General features: G+C 55.8%; 16 protein-coding genes. 3 read left to right on the top strand and 13 right to left on the bottom strand.

From position 1 onward, the window contains the following. Positions 1–10: 10 nt before the first annotated feature. From ligA to uvrB, 4 genes are read right to left on the bottom strand one after another with little or no spacing between them, the layout of a single operon-like run. Positions 11–2,074, bottom strand: coding sequence for an NAD-dependent DNA ligase LigA (gene ligA, locus ACZ5D1_RS07770; RefSeq protein WP_234702925.1), 2,064 nt, complete (start codon positions 2,072–2,074; stop codon positions 11–13). Between the two features lie 29 nt (positions 2,075–2,103). Beyond that, the gene (locus tag ACZ5D1_RS07765) at positions 2,104–2,835 is read right to left on the bottom strand and encodes a glycosyltransferase family 2 protein (RefSeq protein ID WP_011367995.1); all 732 of its coding nucleotides are present in this window, start codon (positions 2,833–2,835) and stop codon (positions 2,104–2,106) included. A 6-nt stretch (positions 2,836–2,841) separates the two neighbouring features. Continuing rightward, positions 2,842–3,882 (bottom strand): potassium channel family protein, encoded by a 1,041-nt coding sequence (locus ACZ5D1_RS07760; protein ID WP_464556459.1) that lies wholly within the window; start codon positions 3,880–3,882, stop codon positions 2,842–2,844. A 32-nt stretch (positions 3,883–3,914) separates the two neighbouring features. Further along, complete coding sequence (gene uvrB / locus ACZ5D1_RS07755; RefSeq protein ID WP_464556457.1) at positions 3,915–5,963, bottom strand: excinuclease ABC subunit UvrB; 2,049 nt, start codon at positions 5,961–5,963, stop codon at positions 3,915–3,917. Between the two features lie 213 nt (positions 5,964–6,176). On the opposite strand from uvrB, the gene ACZ5D1_RS07750 reads away from it, so the two are divergent. Continuing rightward, a complete protein-coding gene (locus ACZ5D1_RS07750) occupies positions 6,177–6,662 on the top strand; it encodes a hypothetical protein (protein WP_011367998.1) in 486 nt (161 codons plus the stop codon). Between the two features lie 49 nt (positions 6,663–6,711). Here ACZ5D1_RS07750 and aat read toward each other — a convergent pair whose 3' ends face one another. The 4 genes from aat to ACZ5D1_RS07730 form a co-directional block, all read right to left on the bottom strand. Beyond that, positions 6,712–7,458 carry a leucyl/phenylalanyl-tRNA--protein transferase gene (aat, locus tag ACZ5D1_RS07745; protein ID WP_011367999.1) on the bottom strand — a complete coding sequence of 249 codons (747 nt, stop codon included), beginning with the start codon at positions 7,456–7,458 and terminating at the stop codon, positions 6,712–6,714. Between the two features lie 26 nt (positions 7,459–7,484). Next, positions 7,485–9,767 (bottom strand): ATP-dependent Clp protease ATP-binding subunit ClpA, encoded by a 2,283-nt coding sequence (gene clpA / locus ACZ5D1_RS07740; protein WP_464556455.1) that lies wholly within the window; start codon positions 9,765–9,767, stop codon positions 7,485–7,487. 1 nt (position 9,768) lies between these two features. Continuing rightward, the gene (gene clpS / locus ACZ5D1_RS07735; protein WP_011368001.1) at positions 9,769–10,083 is read right to left on the bottom strand and encodes an ATP-dependent Clp protease adapter ClpS; all 315 of its coding nucleotides are present in this window, start codon (positions 10,081–10,083) and stop codon (positions 9,769–9,771) included. A gap of 64 nt (positions 10,084–10,147) precedes the next feature. Beyond that, the gene (locus tag ACZ5D1_RS07730; protein WP_234703577.1) at positions 10,148–10,798 is read right to left on the bottom strand and encodes a class IV adenylate cyclase; all 651 of its coding nucleotides are present in this window, start codon (positions 10,796–10,798) and stop codon (positions 10,148–10,150) included. Between the two features lie 20 nt (positions 10,799–10,818). Here ACZ5D1_RS07730 and ACZ5D1_RS07725 point away from each other — a divergent pair, with 20 nt between their 5' ends. Further along, on the top strand, positions 10,819–11,193 hold the full coding sequence (locus ACZ5D1_RS07725; protein ID WP_011368003.1) for a fluoride efflux transporter FluC: 375 nt from the start codon (positions 10,819–10,821) through the stop codon (positions 11,191–11,193). A 36-nt stretch (positions 11,194–11,229) separates the two neighbouring features. Then, positions 11,230–11,580, top strand: coding sequence for a DUF190 domain-containing protein (locus ACZ5D1_RS07720; RefSeq protein WP_027181125.1), 351 nt, complete (start codon positions 11,230–11,232; stop codon positions 11,578–11,580). A gap of 173 nt (positions 11,581–11,753) precedes the next feature. Here ACZ5D1_RS07720 and ACZ5D1_RS07715 read toward each other — a convergent pair whose 3' ends face one another. The 5 genes from ACZ5D1_RS07715 to ACZ5D1_RS07695 all read right to left on the bottom strand — a co-directional run bounded on the left by ACZ5D1_RS07715 (position 11,754) and on the right by ACZ5D1_RS07695 (position 18,024). Further along, positions 11,754–12,824 carry a protein-glutamate methylesterase/protein-glutamine glutaminase gene (locus ACZ5D1_RS07715; protein WP_027181126.1) on the bottom strand — a complete coding sequence of 357 codons (1,071 nt, stop codon included), beginning with the start codon at positions 12,822–12,824 and terminating at the stop codon, positions 11,754–11,756. A 7-nt stretch (positions 12,825–12,831) separates the two neighbouring features. Further along, positions 12,832–13,683 carry a CheR family methyltransferase gene (locus ACZ5D1_RS07710; RefSeq protein ID WP_464556451.1) on the bottom strand — a complete coding sequence of 284 codons (852 nt, stop codon included), beginning with the start codon at positions 13,681–13,683 and terminating at the stop codon, positions 12,832–12,834. 68 nt (positions 13,684–13,751) lie between these two features. After that, positions 13,752–15,881, bottom strand: a complete 2,130-nt coding sequence (locus ACZ5D1_RS07705) for a chemotaxis protein CheA (RefSeq protein WP_464556449.1) — start codon at positions 15,879–15,881, stop codon at positions 13,752–13,754. Positions 15,882–15,896: 15 nt separating this feature from the next. Further along, on the bottom strand, positions 15,897–16,259 hold the full coding sequence (locus ACZ5D1_RS07700) for a response regulator (protein ID WP_011368008.1): 363 nt from the start codon (positions 16,257–16,259) through the stop codon (positions 15,897–15,899). A 46-nt stretch (positions 16,260–16,305) separates the two neighbouring features. After that, complete coding sequence (locus tag ACZ5D1_RS07695) at positions 16,306–18,024, bottom strand: methyl-accepting chemotaxis protein (RefSeq protein ID WP_011368009.1); 1,719 nt, start codon at positions 18,022–18,024, stop codon at positions 16,306–16,308. Positions 18,025–18,152 lie beyond the last annotated feature (128 nt).

Below are 18,152 nucleotides of genomic sequence, written 5' to 3'. Positions count from 1 at the left end.
GCTCTGGCGCCTACTGCACGCGCAGCAGACTGTTTTCATAGTCATCTGCAGCCTGTCCGGAAATTTCTTCAGACTCTGATGCCTGCCTGATGAATTCATCTTCCGTCAGAACCGTTATTCCCAGTGAACGGGCTTTTTCCAGCTTGCTGCCGGGCTTGTCTCCGGCCACAAGTATATCAAGTCTGGCGGAAACGCCGCTCATGACGGCTGCCCCCGCTTTTTCTGCCATAGCTTTGGCTTCAGAGCGTGTCATACGCACCAGCGAACCGGTAAAAAGAATTTTTTTGCCCGCAAGCGGTGTCACCGGCGTGCTGTCACCTGCAGGCTGCTGCTCCTCGGGCCACAGACCAAGATTCTTGAACTGCTGCAAAAGCTCCCTGTTCTGCCCGTTGGCAAAAAAAGCTCGTATGGAACCGGCCACCTCGCCGCCGATATCACGCAGAGACTGCAATGTCTCCTGATCGGCACGCATCAGTTCGTCCATATTGCCGAAACGGGCGGCAAGCGTTCTGGCAGTCTGTTCACCCACATGGCGGATACCCAGCGCGCAGATGAAACGCTGGAGCGTGGATTCGTGGCGTGCCGAATCAAAAGCCTCTATAAAATTGGAAGCCAGTTTTTCGCCCATGCGCTCCATGCCCAGCAGGTCCTCCCGCGTAATGCGGAAAAGATCAGCCGGAGAAACCACCCTGCCGCTGTCCACCAGCTGCTCAATCCACTTGCGACCCACTCCGTCTATGTCCAGACCGGCCTTGGAAACAAAATGAATGATTGCCTGCTTGCGCACGGCAGGGCACTGCATATTGGTGCAGCGCCAGGCGGCCTCCCCTTCGCCGCGCACGGCAGCACTGCCGCAGACAGGACACACGGCAGGAAAAACATACTCACGTTCAGCTCCGGTGCGTTCTTCCGGCACCGCGCGTACCACTTCGGGAATCACATCCCCCGCCCGCTGCACAATGACAACATCGCCCAGCATAAGGCCCTTGGCACGTATTTCATCTTCATTATGCAAAGTGGCGCTGGAAACAGTCACCCCGCCCACAGTCACCGGCTCAAGCTCGGCCACAGGCGTCATCACACCAGTCCGCCCCACCTGAATTCTGATGTCCTTAAGGCGGGTACGCGCCTGATGCGCGGGAAATTTAAGCGCAATGGCCCAGCGAGGAGCCCTGGCCGTAAACCCCAGAGCCTCCTGCAGGTCAAGGTCGTTCAGCTTGGCGACAACGCCGTCTATTTCAAACGGCAGTTCATGCCGCGCGGCAGAAAGCTCGGTAAAAGCGGCTTCCACATCTGCAGGCGCAGCGCACAGTCTGCCCTGAGAAGGTACGGCAAACCCAAGCTCCTGCAGTCCCCGCATTATGTCATATTGGGTCCGCCAGCGCTGTCTGCCGTCCGCCCAGACAACCTGCCCCACGCCATATGCCATGAAACGCAGAGGGCGCGCCGCCGCCACGGAAGAATCCAGCTGGCGAACAGAGCCTGCGGCGGCATTGCGGGGGTTGGCGAACAGTTTGCCCCCCTTCTGCTGCTGCCGCGCATTAAGCGCTTCAAAATCGGCGCGGGTGATAATAACCTCTCCACGCACTTCAAGCCGCACGGGTGCTTCAATTTCCGGATTCAGCCGCATGCGGACATTGCGTACCGTGCGCATGGTGTGGGTCACATCTTCCCCCATGCTGCCGTCTCCGCGGGTCACAGCCAGCGAAAACACTCCGTTTTCATAAACAAGTTCCATGGCCAACCCGTCCATTTTGGGGTCAACCCAGAATTCAAGCGGAGCATCAGGTTCCAGCCGGACAACGCGCTCGACAAATTCGCGGAACTCTTCAATACCGAATGCGTTATCCAGACTGTACATGCGCAGGGAGTGCTCACGGGGCTTCAGTCCGTCTAGTATCTGCCCGCCAACCTTATGCGTGGGCGACCCCGGATGGATATGCTCAGGGTGTTCCTCCTCCAGCCGCACCAGTTCCCTGAAAAGGGCATCGTACTCCGCATCGGATATTTCGGGCTCATCCATCACGTAGTACCGGTGACCGTGATACTCCAGCAAAGTGCGCAGTTCTTCCATGCGCTGTTCAACCTTGGCCGAATCCTGCTTCACAGGTGCTCCTCGTCTGTCCACTGCCGCTTCATATCCTGAAGCAGCTCGTTGTATTGCGGGCCAAGCCGGGCGGTAAGGTATTCATTTTCCGCTCGCGCCGCCGTCTCTAAAAAACCGCTCACTGTTCTGGCCGTGGAATGATATGCGTGCTGCACAACAATGCCGTTGTCCACCACCACCGCCCAACCCGCACGGTGTGCGCAAAGCGAAAACCAGATATCCACCCCGTATCCGTAGGGGTTGCCGGCATAGTCCACGCCGCCGGTCTGCCGCCAGCAGTCAATGCTGATAACCGGTGCGATACCGTCTACATACGCAACCCGCCGGAACTGGTAACGGGGGTCGGCAACCATATGCTCATGGTAAGGGCTGCGCACCACGGCAGGCGCCCACACCCCTATAGCACCGGTACGCCGCTGCATGCGGGCCATACGGGCTTCCGCCCGCGCCAGCAGCGGCGGGCGCGTGTCAAACATGATATCGTTGTTCAAAAACCACAGGTGCGTGTAGCCGAGCCCCATGACAGACGCAAGAGTGTATTCCAGCGCCCCCGCCCAGTACAGGTTTTCAGAGGTCCGCTGCCATGCGCCGCAAAACGGTTCCGGTGCGCAGTTGTCCAGTACCATGATATCCGCCGCCCGCTGCGGATCGGCCGCCAGCATCTGCTGCTGCAGACGCATGGTCAGCTGCGGGTTGCCATAGTGCAGTATAACAGCCGCAATGCGCATGGCGTGCTACAAAATCTCCTGAAACAACGCAAGATTATCTTCTGAACCGACCACGATAAGCGTATGTCCCGCATTGATGACAAAATCGGAAGCAGGATTGAAATGCATGGTGCCGTCCACATCTTTTACTGCAATGACAATAAGATTGAACCGCGCGCGGATGCCGGAATCCATCAGTGCTTTGCCCACAAGCCCGGAAGATGCCGTGATCAGCAGTTCCTCCATCTGGATATCCATTTTGCCGCCGCGCTGGGTCAGCTCGACAAAGCTTGTAACGGTGGGACGCAGCACTGACTGCGCCATGCGCAGACCGCCTATGCGATGCGGCAGCAGCACCTTGTTGGCGCCTGCCTGCATCAGCTTGCTTATGTGCGACTCCGCTCCGGCACGGGCCACTATGTGCAGGTCGGGGTTAAACTGACGGGCGCTGAGAACCACATAGACATTGGCGGAGTCCAGCTCCAGCGCGGCTATCAGGTTGGTCGCATTGCGGATATTGGCCTCTTCAAGAACCTGGTCGGATGTGGCGTCGCCTGCGATGTGCAGAATGCCTTTTTCATCCAGTTGTGTCACACTTTCAGGGTTCTGTTCGATGACCACCACCGAGCCGCCTTCATGCATGATCTCTTCCGCCACCACCCGGCCTATTCTGCCGTAACCGCAAACAATACTGTGCCCTTTGAGTCTGGCTATGGCTTTGAGCACCCTGCGCCTCCCGAAAGCCTTAAATAATTTACCTTCCACAAGCATCTGCGAAAACGCCCCGAGAATGAACGCAAAGTTGCCCACACCGGTCAGAATAAGCAATGTGGTCAGAATACGTCCCTGCGTGGACATGGGATGTACTTCCTGAAAGCCAACCGTGGACAGCGTGATAACCACCATGTAGCAGCTGTCCCAGAAATCCCAGCCCTCGATGTGCATATATGAGAACACCGCCGCAAAAAAGACCAGAAACATGGTCAGCTGGCTGAACACCAGCGGCCAGAATGTCCCTACCCTGTTGCGGAGGCGTATTATACGCACACGTAACGTCTTCTCGTCCATGCACTGTGTTCCGTATAAAGATTCAGAAAAGCTCAATCCTGCTGCAGCAGCCGTTCGCGCAGCATACGTATTCTGTCGCGCAGTTCAGCTGCCTTTTCAAATTCAAGATCGCGCGCCGATTCCCGCATCTCGCGTTCAAGACGCTGGATAAGACCGCCCAGTTCCTCTGCGCTGATGCCGTACGCCGTGGTGTCCTCCGCAGCGGTCTGGGCCGGTGCAGCCTGCCGTCCTCTGCCCTTGCCCCTGCCTTTGGCAGCAGCAGACCGGGCATCGGAATACAGCGTGTCAAACGGCGTCTCAAGCGATTTACGGACGCTCACAGGCTCTATGCCGTGCTCCTCGTTATACAGGCGCTGCTTTTCACGTCTGCGTTCCGTTTCCTGCATGGCCGCAGCCATGGAACGTGTCACGTTGTCGGCATACATGATAACGCGGCCGTCCACATTACGCGCGGCGCGGCCGAATGTCTGAATAAGCGATCCGGTGGAGCGCAAAAAGCCCTCTTTGTCGGCATCCAAAATGGCCACCAGAGAAACTTCCGGAATATCAAGACCTTCACGCAGCAGGTTAATACCCACAAGCACATCAAATTCTTTACGACGCAGCGCCTGAATAATAGCCATGCGCTCCATGGTATCGATGTCGGAATGCAGATACCGCGCACTCACGCCCATGGATGTCAGGTATTCTGTCAGGTCCTCCGCCATGCGCTTGGTCAGCGTGGTTACAAGCACCCGCTCATCCCGTGCCGTTCTGGAGCGGCACTCGGTCATCAGGTCTTCCATCTGGCCTTTGGTCGGCCGCACTTCAGTCAGCGGATCAAGCAGACCTGTGGGCCGGATAATCTGCTCGACAACAATGCCCTCGGACCGGTCAAGCTCCCATCTGGACGGTGTGGCCGAAACATAGACAACCTGATTGAGCCGCTTTTCAAATTCGCTGAACTCCAGCGGACGGTTATCCAGCGCGGAAGGCAGGCGGAAGCCGAAATCAACCAGCGTCTGCTTGCGCGACCGGTCGCCTTTGTACATGGCGCCCACCTGTGAAACGGTAATGTGCGATTCATCCACGAACAGAATGAAATTATCGGGAAAATAATCAAGCAGACACGCCGGAGGTTCTCCCGCCGTGCGGCCGTCCAGATGGCGGGAATAGTTTTCAATACCGGTACAGTAGCCCATTTCCTCAATCATTTCAAGATCAAGCATTGTTCGCTGTTCGAGCCGCTGCGCCTCCACCAGTCTGTTCCCCTGCCGGTATTCTTCCAGCCGTAGACGCAGTTCTTCCCGAATATCGGAAACGGCTCTGTTCAGGTTGTCTCTGTCGGAAACATAGTGGCTTGCAGGATAAATCACCGTTTTGCCCACATCACCCAGCACATTGCCGGTCAACGGGTCGATTTCTTTTATGGAATCAATTTCGTCGCCGAAAAACTCCAGCCGCAGCGCCCGCTCGTGGTGATAGGCGGGAATGACTTCCAGCACGTCTCCCCGGACACGGAATGTACCGCGGTGAAAATCATAGTCGTTGCGCTCGTACTGCACATCGACAAGTCTGCCTATCAGGCTGTCCATGCTCATGTGCTGGCCGGCTTCCACAGGTATGACCATCTTTGAATAGTATTCCGGAGACCCCAGCCCGTAGATGCAGGAAACCGAAGCGATGATGATCACATCCCGTCGTGTAAGCAGGGCGTGCGTTGCGGCATGGCGCAGCTTGTCTATATTGTCGTTGATGGAAGAGTCTTTTTCTATATAGGTGTCGGAAGTCGGCACATAGGCTTCCGGCTGGTAGTAGTCATAGTAGCTGACGAAATATTCCACGGCATTATGCGGAAACAGCGCGCGGAATTCGTTATACAGCTGTGCGGCCAGCGTCTTGTTGGGAGCAAGAATCAGCGCGGGACGCTGGCAGCGTTCTATGGTATGCGCCATGGTGAACGTCTTGCCAGAACCGGTCACCCCCAGCAGTACCTGATGAGCCACTCCGGCTCTGATGTTGTCACTCAACTGGGTGATGGCCTCCGGCTGGTCGCCTCTGGGCACATACTCCGACTCTATCCGGAAAACGCTATCCTGCATGATTCATCCTGAAAATCAAAAAAGAACCGCAGCGGCCCTGTACCCGCCGGACATCCGGCACCGCATCCGCCTGCTGCAAACATAGGTATTTAGCCTGTCCTGCCGGTTCCGTAAATACGCAAGCCACTTCACACCGGCGGGAAAATCCCCTAGAACAAAGGAAAAGAAATATTTCATAAACTGAGCGATTTCATACCATACCGGGAGTTTTCCATGGAAGTAAGCATAGTTCCCGCCGAAGGGAATGAGCCTATAGAACGCATTCACGTTGTCAGCATCACCATCCGTACCTTCAAGGGCCGCAGAGATGTTGAAGCCCACCTTTTCAAAACCGGTGCCAGCATTGAAAACGTGGCTGACTATCCGTGGCAGAACCTTATCGGTCCGCCGCTCGACCCGGAAAACCCCGGCTCGCCGGAGGGTGTAAAACGCATGCTGGCCGAGGCGTTCACTCCTGACGAAAGAGACCGTGTGGTCGAATATCTCAGGGACAGATACGCAACCAGACTGACCTGCATCAGTGCGTGCCCGCTTTCGCTGCCCATCCCGCAGGGGGTCACGGCTCTTTCAGACATCCCCGAAGGCAAAACGCTTGGTTTCATCCACTTCAGCAGGGTACGTAACTACACTCTGCCGTTCGGCATACAGGGCTTTTATGATCTGGCCCAGCATGAACCTCTGGTGGGCGAAAACATCTGATCCTTTTCACATCAAAAACGCCCGCCGGCATACCGGCGGGCGTTACAGCTCACTGATTCTCATCCGGCAGCGTCGCGCGCCGCAACGGGCGGAATCCATCGGGTATCTGCCACCTGCCCGCCCGCAAAGGCATCCGCAGCGCGCGGTCAAGCTCTTCCAGAAAACATGCCCGGGACACCTCCTGCGCGCCAAAGCGCAGCATATGTGTCGTAGTCTGCTGACAATCCACAACGCGGTATCCCCAGAATTCAAGCAGGCGCACAAGCCACACCACCGCCACCTTTGAAGCATCAGTGCGGCGGTAGAACATTGACTCGCCGTAAAAAACGCCACCCAACGCTACACCGTACAGCCCGCCGGCCAGCACGCGCCCATCACCCGCACCGCGGCTCCATACCTCCACAGAATGCGCCACACCGGCCTCGTGCAGATTCATATAGGCGTCTATCATCTCATCTACAATCCATGTTCCGCTCTGCCCGGGACGCGCAGCGTCGGCACAGGCATGTATAACCGCCTCAAAAGCGGTATCGAGCGTCACTTCAAACTGCCCGGAGTTGATACGCCTGCGCAGGCTTGCAGGCACATGCAGCTGCGAAGGATACAACACACACCGCGGGTCGGGCGACCACCACAGGATGGGGGTGTCATCATCGTACCACGGAAAGATACCGTTTGCGTAGGCAGTGACCAGCCGGGCGACACTGAGGTCACCCCCTATGGCCAGCAGCCCTTCCGACGATGCCGTCTGCGGGTCGGGAAACTCCAGCTTTTCAGACAGTGCGTAAAGGTGCATGCAGACTCCTGCCCGGGTCCGTACCGCTACGAGGCGGGAGTCTCGAATCTGAACGTGAGCCCGAGGTCATCATCCGCTCCGTGCGCTGCCGGCTTGCGGACTCCTATCCGCACTGTGCCGCCTTTCTGCAGCCTGCCGAACAGCACCTCACGGGCAAGCACGTCCTCAATGCCTGTTCTGATGATGCGTCCCATGGGCCGGGCGCCGAAAGCGGGATCATATCCTTTCTCCGCCAGACGTTCGCGGGCTTTATCCGAAAGATGGATGGTCACCCGCCTGTCCTTCATCTGTCTTTGCAGCTCACTTATGAATTTTTCTACAATTTTCAGCATCACTTCGCGGGAAAGATTACTGAACGGAACGAGGGCATCAAGCCGGTTACGGAATTCAGGGCTGAACAGCTTTTCCACGGCCTTCAGCCCCTTTGCCGCCATATCCTGCCCGGCACTGTCGCCGAAGCCGATGGTTTTGGCCGCCATTTCCTGTGCTCCGGCATTGGAGGTCATAATAAGAATGACATTGCGGAAATCGGCTTTGCGTCCGGTATTATCCGTCAGTTTGGCGTAATCCATTACCTGCAGCAAAATGTTGAACATATCGGGGTGTGCTTTTTCAATCTCGTCAAGCAGCACCACGGCATGAGGTGTCTTGCGCACGGCTTCTGTAAGCAGCCCGCCCTGATCAAACCCCACATAGCCCGGAGGAGCCCCGATAAGCCTGGCCACGGCGTGTTTTTCCATATACTCGCTCATGTCAAAGCGTATGAAGCTGACCCCCAGAGTAGCAGCCAGCTGTTTGGCAAGCTCTGTCTTGCCCACCCCGGTGGGACCATAAAAAAGGAAACTGCCGGTGGGACGCTCGGGACTGGAAAGACCTGCGCGTGACCGCAGGATGGCTTTGGTAACACTGTCCACCGCAGCCTGCTGGCCAAAGACAACGGAATGCAGGTCTTCTTCCAGCCGTTCCAGCCTGCCCCTGTCCGAAACACTGACCCGTTGTGCGGGAATCTGCGCCATACGGGAAATAACACGCTCAATATCGCTCACGGTAATGGTGTTGCGCTTGCGCCCGTGTGCGCCCAGCTTGTATACGGCACCCGCCTCATCAATGACATCTATGGCTTTATCAGGCAGAAACCTGTCCTGCAGGTACCGGCTGGAAAGTTCCACCGCCGCCTTGAGTGCAGGCTGAGTGTAACGCACTTCGTGAAACTCTTCGTAATACGGACGCAATCCCTTGAGAATTTCAAGGCACTCATCCTGCGAAGGTTCCTGCACGTCGATTTTCTGAAACCGCCGCGAAAGCGCACGGTCTTTTTCAAAGTGGTTGCGGTATTCCTCGTATGTCGTGGAGCCGATACAGCGTATGCCACCCGATGCCAGCACCGGTTTGAGGATGTTCGAAGCATCCATTGAACCGCCGCTGGTGGCTCCCGCTCCCACAATGGTATGTATTTCATCAATAAACAAAATGGCTTCAGGAATTGCCGACAAATCCTTGATAACCGCTTTAAGCCGGGCCTCGAAATCACCCCGGTATTTTGTCCCCGCCAGCAAGGTTCCCATATCCAGCGCGAATATTTCGGCATCGGCAAAGCTTTCGGGCACATCGCCATCCGCAATGCGCAAAGCCAGCCCCTCGGCTATGGCTGTCTTGCCCACGCCGGGGTCTCCCACAAAAAGCGGATTATTCTTTCTGCGGCGGGCAAGCACCTGCACTGTGCGCTCCAGCTCGGCAGACCGGCCGATAAGAGGATCAATCAGCCCGTCACGGGCCCGCGCTGTCAGATTGACGGTAAACTGATCAAGAGCAGAAGCTCTGCCCTGCCGTTCGCCGCCATCCGCAGTCTGCGCTGCCGGTTCAGGTTCTCCGTCGGACCAGTCTCCCATGCCGTGCGAAATGAATTCCAGCACGTCGAGCCGCGCCACCCCCTGCGCCCTCAAAAAATACAGCGCATAAGAGTCTTCCTCTTCAAACATGGCGGCCAGCACATCGCCCAGCTCCACCGCATTTTTGCCGGATGACTGCATCTGCATGACGGCCCGCTGCAACACGCGCTGCACCCCCATCGTCTGCACAACCTCTGTGGGGGTCTCTTCCGGAAGCGATTCAAGATGAGAATCAAAAAAAATCTCTAACCGCTTGCGCAGATTCTCGGCATCGGCCCCGCAGCCTTCCAGTATATAAATGCCCTGCGGTTCCAGCGTCATGGCATACAGCACATGCTCAAGGGTGAGATACTCATGGTTTCTCGCCTTCACTTCGCTTACCGCGACGGATAAAACGGCTTCAAGCCTCTTGCCGATCATATTACACCTCTTCCATGCTGCACCGGAGCGGAAAACCTTCGGCCCGGGCACGGGCATGTACCATGGCTACTTTGGTTTCTGCTACTTCGGCTGTGTAGACGCCGCACACGCCTATACCCTTTTCATGCACGCTGAGCATTATCGACATGGCCTGCTCGCGGCTTTTACGAAAAATATCAATCAGTACGGCCACAACAAAATCCATGGACGTATAGTCATCATTATGCAGCAGCACCCTGAACCGGCGCGGCTCTTTAAGTTCCTCCTCCAGCAGGACATCGGCGTCCTCTCTGGTGGACAGCTTACGGTCACTCATAGGTTGTTCCGTGCCTCCCGTAGAAAGCAGTATAGTGTCACGTTCACAGATGTCGAGGCCACGGTCAGGCGATACTGCCCAGCAGAGACAAGGCCGCTTCGTCATCGGGAAAATGAAAATTATCATCCTGCGGAAGACCGGCTGTCAGGCGGTACTGCCTGTTAAGGTCGTGATAGGTTGCTCTGGTGGCCTGACAGCCGGAAAATCCCAGCGCCTCCGCCAGGCGGAAAATGGCCTCCCGCTCTCCCTCAAGTTCAACCACATCACCGAACACCAGTGTGTCGAGGCATACCGTCACCCCGGCGCACAGCCACTCTTCGCGTATCTTATCGTACCGGAATGCGGCCTCGTATCCAAGCCCTTCCAGAATGCCACGCATGGAATCAAAGCCGGCAACAGTCGTCTCGCGCTCATCCCACACTTTTACATCATCAGGCACCGGTTGCGCCGGCGGCACCTTGAGCGTAAGCACACAGCGCCGGTCCCTGCCGTACTGCTGCGCCCACTGCTGCGAGCGCAGCCGCAACAGTCTTCCCGTTGCCTTCAGATCACGTTGCGGAGTATCAAAAACGATATTACGTTCCCAATGGCGCCCGCGGCTGACGCCGCCAAGCCGATGCAGCCGCGGACGCAGATCAGTGAAGTCGACACCGGTATATTTCAGTTCCACCTCGTAAGACATATTCACCCTGTACACAGTTACCGGCAACGGCATGCCATCACCGGAGGTTCATTTTGCAAAAACTGTTACTTATAGCCATTGCCGGCGGACTTGGCAGCCTGAGCCGTTACTCGCTGGCAGGTGCCGTGCAGCGCCTTTTCGGTGCATCCTTCCCTGCGGGGACGTTCGTCGTCAACATCACAGGCTGTTTTCTTTTCGGATTGGTGTGGGGATTTCTTGAAGACAGACTTACTCTGGGTCCGGCCGCCCGCATGATTGCCCTCACCGGATTCATGGGGGCTTTCACCACGTTCTCCACATTCATCTTTGAAAGCGTGGCGCTGCTCAACAGCTCGCAATGGCTGTTTGCGGCACTGAACATAACGGGACAGATAGTGCTGGGCATCCTGCTGCTGGCGGCCGGCCTGTATCTGGGCAAACTTGTCTGAACACCCTTCTGCTACCTTAAAACCACAGGAGACACTATGCATACCCCCCCGAAAGACGCCGCAAGGCTATGCATTTATACCGGTGAAAACGACACATCCGACGGCAGGCCGCTGTATGAACTGCTGGTTGAAAAAGCCCGCCATGCCGGACTTGCCGGGGCCACGGTGCTGCGCGGCATTTCCGGATTCGGCGCCAACAGCCGCGTACACACCCTCAAGGTACTGCGCCTTTCCGAAGACCTGCCGCTGGTCATTGAAATTATTGATTCCCGGAAAAAAATCGATGCGTTTCTACCGCAGGTAGACAGTCTCATGCGTGAAGGGCTGGTCACTCTGGAACCGGTTCAGGTTATCTTTTACCGGCACAACGACGGACACAAGGAATGACGCCGGAGAAAACCGGCAGCCTCACTGTACAGAAAACAACAAAATGAACGGAAAACAACAGCCACCATGCGCCGGTTCAAAAAAATCTTGCAGCCGCAAGGTATCAGAAAAGACAATGATTCCGTAAGAAATTGACAACACACATGGACATGGTGTGCTGCCGCAGCAGATTTTCAGCTGTTGCAGGCTTTAACAATCGCCGCAGCCAGTGCTCCCAGCGGCAGAACGGCATCCACCCCGCCCAGCTTCACGGCTTCATGCGGCATACCGTACACCACACAGGTAGCTTCGTCCTGCGCAATGGTATAGGCGCCGGTTTCATGCAGCTCTTTCATGCCTGCGGCGCCGTCATCCCCCATGCCGGTCATAATGGCTGCCACGGCATTGTTTCCCGCATAGCGGGCCGCGGAGCGGAACAGCACATCCACGGAAGGACGATGCCGCCGCACAAGCGGACCTTCCTTGGTCTCCACATAGTAACGGCTGCCCGAACGCTTTAGCAGCAGATGCAGATTGCCGGGAGCAATAAGCGCCTGTCCTCTCTGCATCACATCACCGTCAGAAGCTTCCTTCACCTGTATGCGGCAGGTGGAATTGAGTCTGCCGGCAAATGCCGCGGTAAAATGTTCAGGCATATGCTGCACAATGGCAATGGGCGGACAGTCCGGCGGCATGGCTTCCAGCAGAACCCGCAGAGCTTCGGTTCCGCCTGTGGAGGCCCCCACAACCACAACCTTTTCCGTTCGCTGCACGACGGACCTTCCGGCATTGGCCGGCAGCATGGCATCGGCCGACAGCTTGGGGGTAACTTCAAAACGCTTTGCCGCCAGCTTGCGCAACTGGGCGCGGGCAGCGGCCTTGACTGCGTCGCATATTCTTATGCTGGATTCTTCGAGAAACTGCTTGGTACTGACTTTCGGCTTCTGAATAATTTCAACGGCGCCGTATTCCATGGCCTTAAAGGAGGCTTCGGCTCCCTGCTCCGTCACGGCAGAACAGATAACCACCGGAATGGGATGCTGACTCATTATCTTGCGCAGAAAGGTCAGCCCGTCCATGCGTGGCATGGCCACATCCAGCAGAATCACATCGGGCACCACCGTTTCCATGCGTTTGACAGCTACAAAGGGGTCAGAGGCAGTTCCCACCACTTCCAGTTCTGGATCGGCAGAAAAGATATCGGTAAGCGTCTGCCGGACAAGGGCTGAATCATCAACAATAAGAACCTTGATGCGTCGTGCCATGGTGTCCCTACACTCTCCTGTAGACGGTCGGGGCAATCTGCTCCAGCGGAAGAGCCATTCCTGACAGGCTTTCGGAATGACCGATGAATAGGTGGCCATCTTTTTGCAGACAGCGGCAGAACTGGCGGAACAGGCGCTCCTGAGTCTGTTTATCAAAATAAATTATGACATTACGGCAAAAAATAATATCAAGCTCTTTATCGAAAGAAAACTCTTCCATAAAATTCAGGCGCCTGAAATCAATAGTCTGCCGTAGTTCCGGCCCCATACGGACAAGCGCTTTATTCGGGTCTTTGCTCCGCAGCAGGTATTTTTTACGAAACTGCTGCGGAATGCTGCCTATCTTGTCCTGTTCGTACACGCCGCGTGCTGCATGCTGCAAAGCCCGCGTTGAAATATCTGTGGCCAGTATGCTGAACGAAAACGACTTGTTCCACCCTGCAAACTCGTGCATCACCATGGATAGTGTATAGGGTTCCATACCGAAGGAACATCCCGCACTCCACAGTCTGAGCGTCCTGTGTCCGCCCGTGCGCCGCATCCATTCCGGCAGTATGTCCTGAACAAGAATTTCAAAATGCTTCGGCTCGCGGAAAAATTCTGTAGTGTTTGTGGTAACCACATCTATCAAAGGCCGCAACTCGCTCTGCTGCCCCTTTTCAGTGAACAGGAAATCCACATAACTTTCGTACGAATCCATTCCGAGCACACGCAACCGCTTCTGCAGCCGCGCTTCCAGCATGACCTTTTTGCCCTGCGGCAGCTTGATGCCGACCTGCGTGTGGATAAACTGGCTGAGCTTCTGAAATGATTTTGAGGACATGACGCGTGGGTGCGCTATTCCAGTGGTTGCTGCCATGATGCGGACACACTCTCCGTTGAAATCGCGTAACAAAAGCAGGCTGATGCGCTGCCGGAACTGCAACTCTACCGGGCGGAAATCGCAGACTGGACCAGACGGGGCAGGTCCAGAATAAGCGCCATGGTTCCGTCTCCGCGTATGGTAGCCCCCGAAATACCTTCGACGTTCTTGAATACCTTGCCCAGACTTTTAATAACTGTCTGGTGTTCGCCCACCACCCTGTCCACCACGATACCGAACCGGCTGCCCAGCGCATTGACAACCACTATCTGTTCGATTTCCGGCGGTGTTCCAGAAACGTCAAACAGCTTGCGCAGAGAAATATAGGGTACAACCTCGTCGCGCAGATTGATTATCTGCTTTCTGCCGGAGTCTGCCGTGCCGAAATGCTCGACACACTCTTCAACAGGTGCGAGGGGAATCACATAGCTTTCTTCACCCACCTGAACCTGCAGGCCGTCAATGATAGCCAGCGTAAGCGGCAGCCTGATGGTAATGACCGTGGACATGCCCGGTTCGGATGTCAGCTCTATGGTGCCGCGCAGTTCTTCGATGGAACGCCGGACAACATCCATGCCCACCCCGCGTCCGGAAACACTGGTAACTTTTTCTGCCGTGGAAAAACCGGCAGCAAAAATAAGAGCATAAATCTCTTTATCCGAAAGCTCGGCATCGGGCGCAACAATACCGCGTTCCACCGCCTTTGACAGCAGCCTGTCCCTGTCCAGCCCTTTGCCGTCATCGCTGATGGTGATAAGCACCTCACCACCGGAGTGGGCAGCCCCCAGAGTTATCGTACCCTTGCGGGGTTTGCCGGCCGCCACCCGCTGCTGCGGTGGTTCCACACCATGGTCAAGACTGTTACGCAGGCAGTGCACCAAAGGATCGCTCAGGCGTTCAATGACTGTTTTATCCAGTTCGGTCTCTGCCCCAAAGGTCACCAGATCAACTTCTTTGCCCAGGTCAGCGGAAAGATCCCTCACCAGTCTGCGGAATTTGCTGAAGGTGGTACCTATGGGCAGCATGCGGATACCCAGCGTGGCATCGCGAAGCTCATCGCTGAGCCGTTCCAGATTTTCGCTCAGTGCCAGCATATCGGCGTCTTCACGCTCATGCACCATCTGCGCTATCTGAGACTGCACAATAACAAGTTCACCTACAAGATCGACAAGATAGTCAAGCTTGCTTGCGGCAACGCGGATGCTGGAAGCGGCTTCCGAGGAAGCCTCCCGCTTCTGCTGCATGTCCCGCACTGTCTGCTGTTCCTGCAGCGCCGACTCAACACTGTCTTCACTCACCACTCCGGCCTGGTGCAGCAGCTTGCCCATCGGCTGTCTGCTGCTGAGCACCCGCTGCAGGTCTTCAGGCTTCAGGTCACCCCGCTCGACAAGAATTTCACCTATCAGCTTGTACTTCTCGTCGGAATCAATCCTGTCACCGCTGTCCACAACCTGCACGCTCAGCTCGCATTCATCTTCCACAAACATGAACACATCGCGCACTTCCTGCTCTCCGGCAGAGGTATGCAGCAGCATGTCCCACCACAGATAGCAGGATTCCGGATTAAGTTCGGCCAGAGAAGGCAATGCGGAAGTATGTACATATGTGGTCAGCATGCCCATATCGCGCAGCTCTTCTATGAGATGCAGCGGATTGTTGCCGGTAAGAAAGATATCGGGGGCTGGTTTGAAGCGTATTCGGTAAGTAAACCTGCAGCTGCCGTCTTCTTCATCAAAGCTGCTGTCTGCAGACTGGGCGGTCTGAGCCGGAGCCGCGTCTGCAGGCTCTTGCTGGTCACCTGCGCCCAGCATCAGCCGGACCTTGGCGGTAAGCGCACTGCCTTTTTCCAGATCCACCTGTGTGCCGCTGCCGGCGCATTGCAGCAGATATGCAATGTGATCGCGGCAGGCCAGCGTCAGATCAAGAATTTCTCTGGACAGCTGCAGTTCATTGTTACGCACTCTGTCGAACATGTTTTCCACGTCGTGCGTGAAGGCGGCTATATCGTCAAAGCCGAACATAGCGCCGGAGCCTTTGATAGTGTGCATGGCACGGAACACCCGGTCCACCAGTTCGGTATCTCCGGGCTGTTCTTCCAGCTCCAACAGCGCAGACTCAAGTTCTGTCAACAGATCCTGAGCCTCTTCCATAAAAGCCTGACTGTTCACGTCCAGCTGCACACCATCCTCCTGCATGAACTCTGCCGCTGCCTAGCGCAGAACTTTTTTTACCACGGCGAGCAACTGTTCAGGCTTAAAAGGCTTCACAATCCATCCGGTAGCCCCCGCAGCCTTCCCGTCCTGTTTTTTAGCCGCCTGCGATTCGGTGGTAAGCATGATGATGGGAATAAACTTAAACCCTGATTTGGCCCTGATGTTCCTGATCAGTTCTATCCCGTCCATGTTGGGCATGTTCAGGTCGGTAATCACCATCTTCACATCGGGCCTTATTTTGGCAAGCGCATCTTTACCGTCTGAAGCCTCAATGACTTCATACCCTTCATTGCGCAGTGTAAAGCTGACCATCTGCCGCACACTGGCAGAATCATCTACGGTCATGATTGTCGGTGCCATTCTTTTCCCCCTTTTCTCCGGTTCTGTTCTTGCGGCGTGTCACTTTTCAGAACAACTCGATATTGTCGTCATCAGCTTCGTCTGATTGTCCGCCGAAAGCCTTCAGGTGGATATCGCGTTCCTGCTTCATGGTATATCTGTTCATCATCTGATCAAGCTGCGCAGGTCTGCGGACAGATTTCGCGTCCGGCACGGCAGCTTCAATTCTGCGTACCAGCCCCTGCAGCCGCTCCTGCGCTGCAGACAGTTCCTTGCCCACTGTTTTTTCAAACGTGATTCCGCGGACAACGGATGATATGCTTTCAGCAATATCGCCGGCTTCACTGCTTAATGCCGAGGCAAGGTTTTCCGCCTGCATTCCCAGTGCGCGCAAAGAGCCTGTGACTTCTTCCAGCTTGCCTATGGTCTCGTTGATAACCGTCGCATCATGAAATGAGCGGGCCTGACTTTTCAGGCTGTCTGCCGAAGATGAAACCGTGTCAAGCGTTGCCGCAATGACACCTGTCTGGTTGCCCGCATCCTGCGAAAGCCGCTGTATGGAAGAAGCCAGAACCCCCAGCGCCTTGCCTTTGTCACCGGTATGGGCAGCCTTGATGCTGGCATTGAGAGCGATAAGTTCTATCTCGGCGCCCACATCTTCGATGTGTTCCAGAAATCCGGCCATATCAGCCACCGTGGAAGCCACGGAAGACATGGTTTCGCCCATTTCTCCGCCTTGTGCCGCCACGCCGCGCATACGCTCCGCTGTGTCATTGATGGTCTGAGAAATGGAATCCAGAGCACTTCCGGCCACACTGTCGCCGGAAACAGCAGTGTGTGCCACATGCATGACATTGGACGCTATCTGCCCGAGACCGGCGGAAAGCTGCCCCACGGCATCGGAAAAACTGTCCCGCGAGTGCTCAAGCTGCATGGCCTGCAGACGTGCGACATCCATAATCCAGACCAGTTCTTCATCGGGAGAACTGTCCTCCTGCTTTTCAATCACCATGCGGCTCACACTTTCCAGAATCTCATCGACATGCTCCACCTGCTGACGCACGATGTCATGAAACTGCAGCGAAGAGACTATCTGCCCCATGCTGGCTGCAATATCGCTCATCAGTGCATCCACATGCTCCGACCGCTCCTTTGCAGCCTGAGCCGCGTCCTGCAGCAGGTGTACACGATCGGTCATGCCCGATGCAGCCTCAAGCGCACAGGTCTGCTGGTCGCCCAGCATTATCTGCGAACGGACGGAAGCCTCATCTGCCAGAGCATCCAGATTTTTGGCGTACTGCACTATCTGCCCGGAATATTCGACAATTTTCCCGGCAAGTTTTTCAACATCATCGGCAAGGGTATTAAATCCGCGGCCATCCGTGCCCAGACGTGCACTTTCTATTCTGGTTGATATTCCAAGCATCTGGAGTGTCCGGACAACACGGGCATAACTCTGGATAAGCCTTATCAGCTCATGAAGATTACTGCGTACCCGTACCAGCTCGTCCAGATTACTTTCCGAACCCACACTGCACAGCTCATGCAGCCGTCCCATATCGTCGGCCAGCTGATTGATCACACTGTAAATAGCTTCGCCGGAAACAAGCTCGACAAGCTCGGCGGAACGCTGCCGCACTCCGCCCACAGCATCCGACAGAGACATAATGTTTTCGCCCAGCGCAAGAAATTCATGTTCTCTGCTGCTGATGAGCATGTTCAATTTTTTCCGCACGTCGCCGAGCAGTTGCAGACTTTCTTGGACCAGCTTGCCAGTTCCTGACATGAAAACGCCTCTCAATGCATTCGGGGGCAGCTTTGGACAAAAAACCGCCGGAAAACGACCGTTACCTGACAACTCTTAGCATGTACCAAAAAAAACAGCTGATACATGATATATAGCATACGATGCGG

Source organism: Oleidesulfovibrio vietnamensis, from assembly GCF_055388115.1.
Note: the sequence above shows the minus strand (reverse complement) of the source record. Positions and strands in the feature narration are given on the sequence as shown.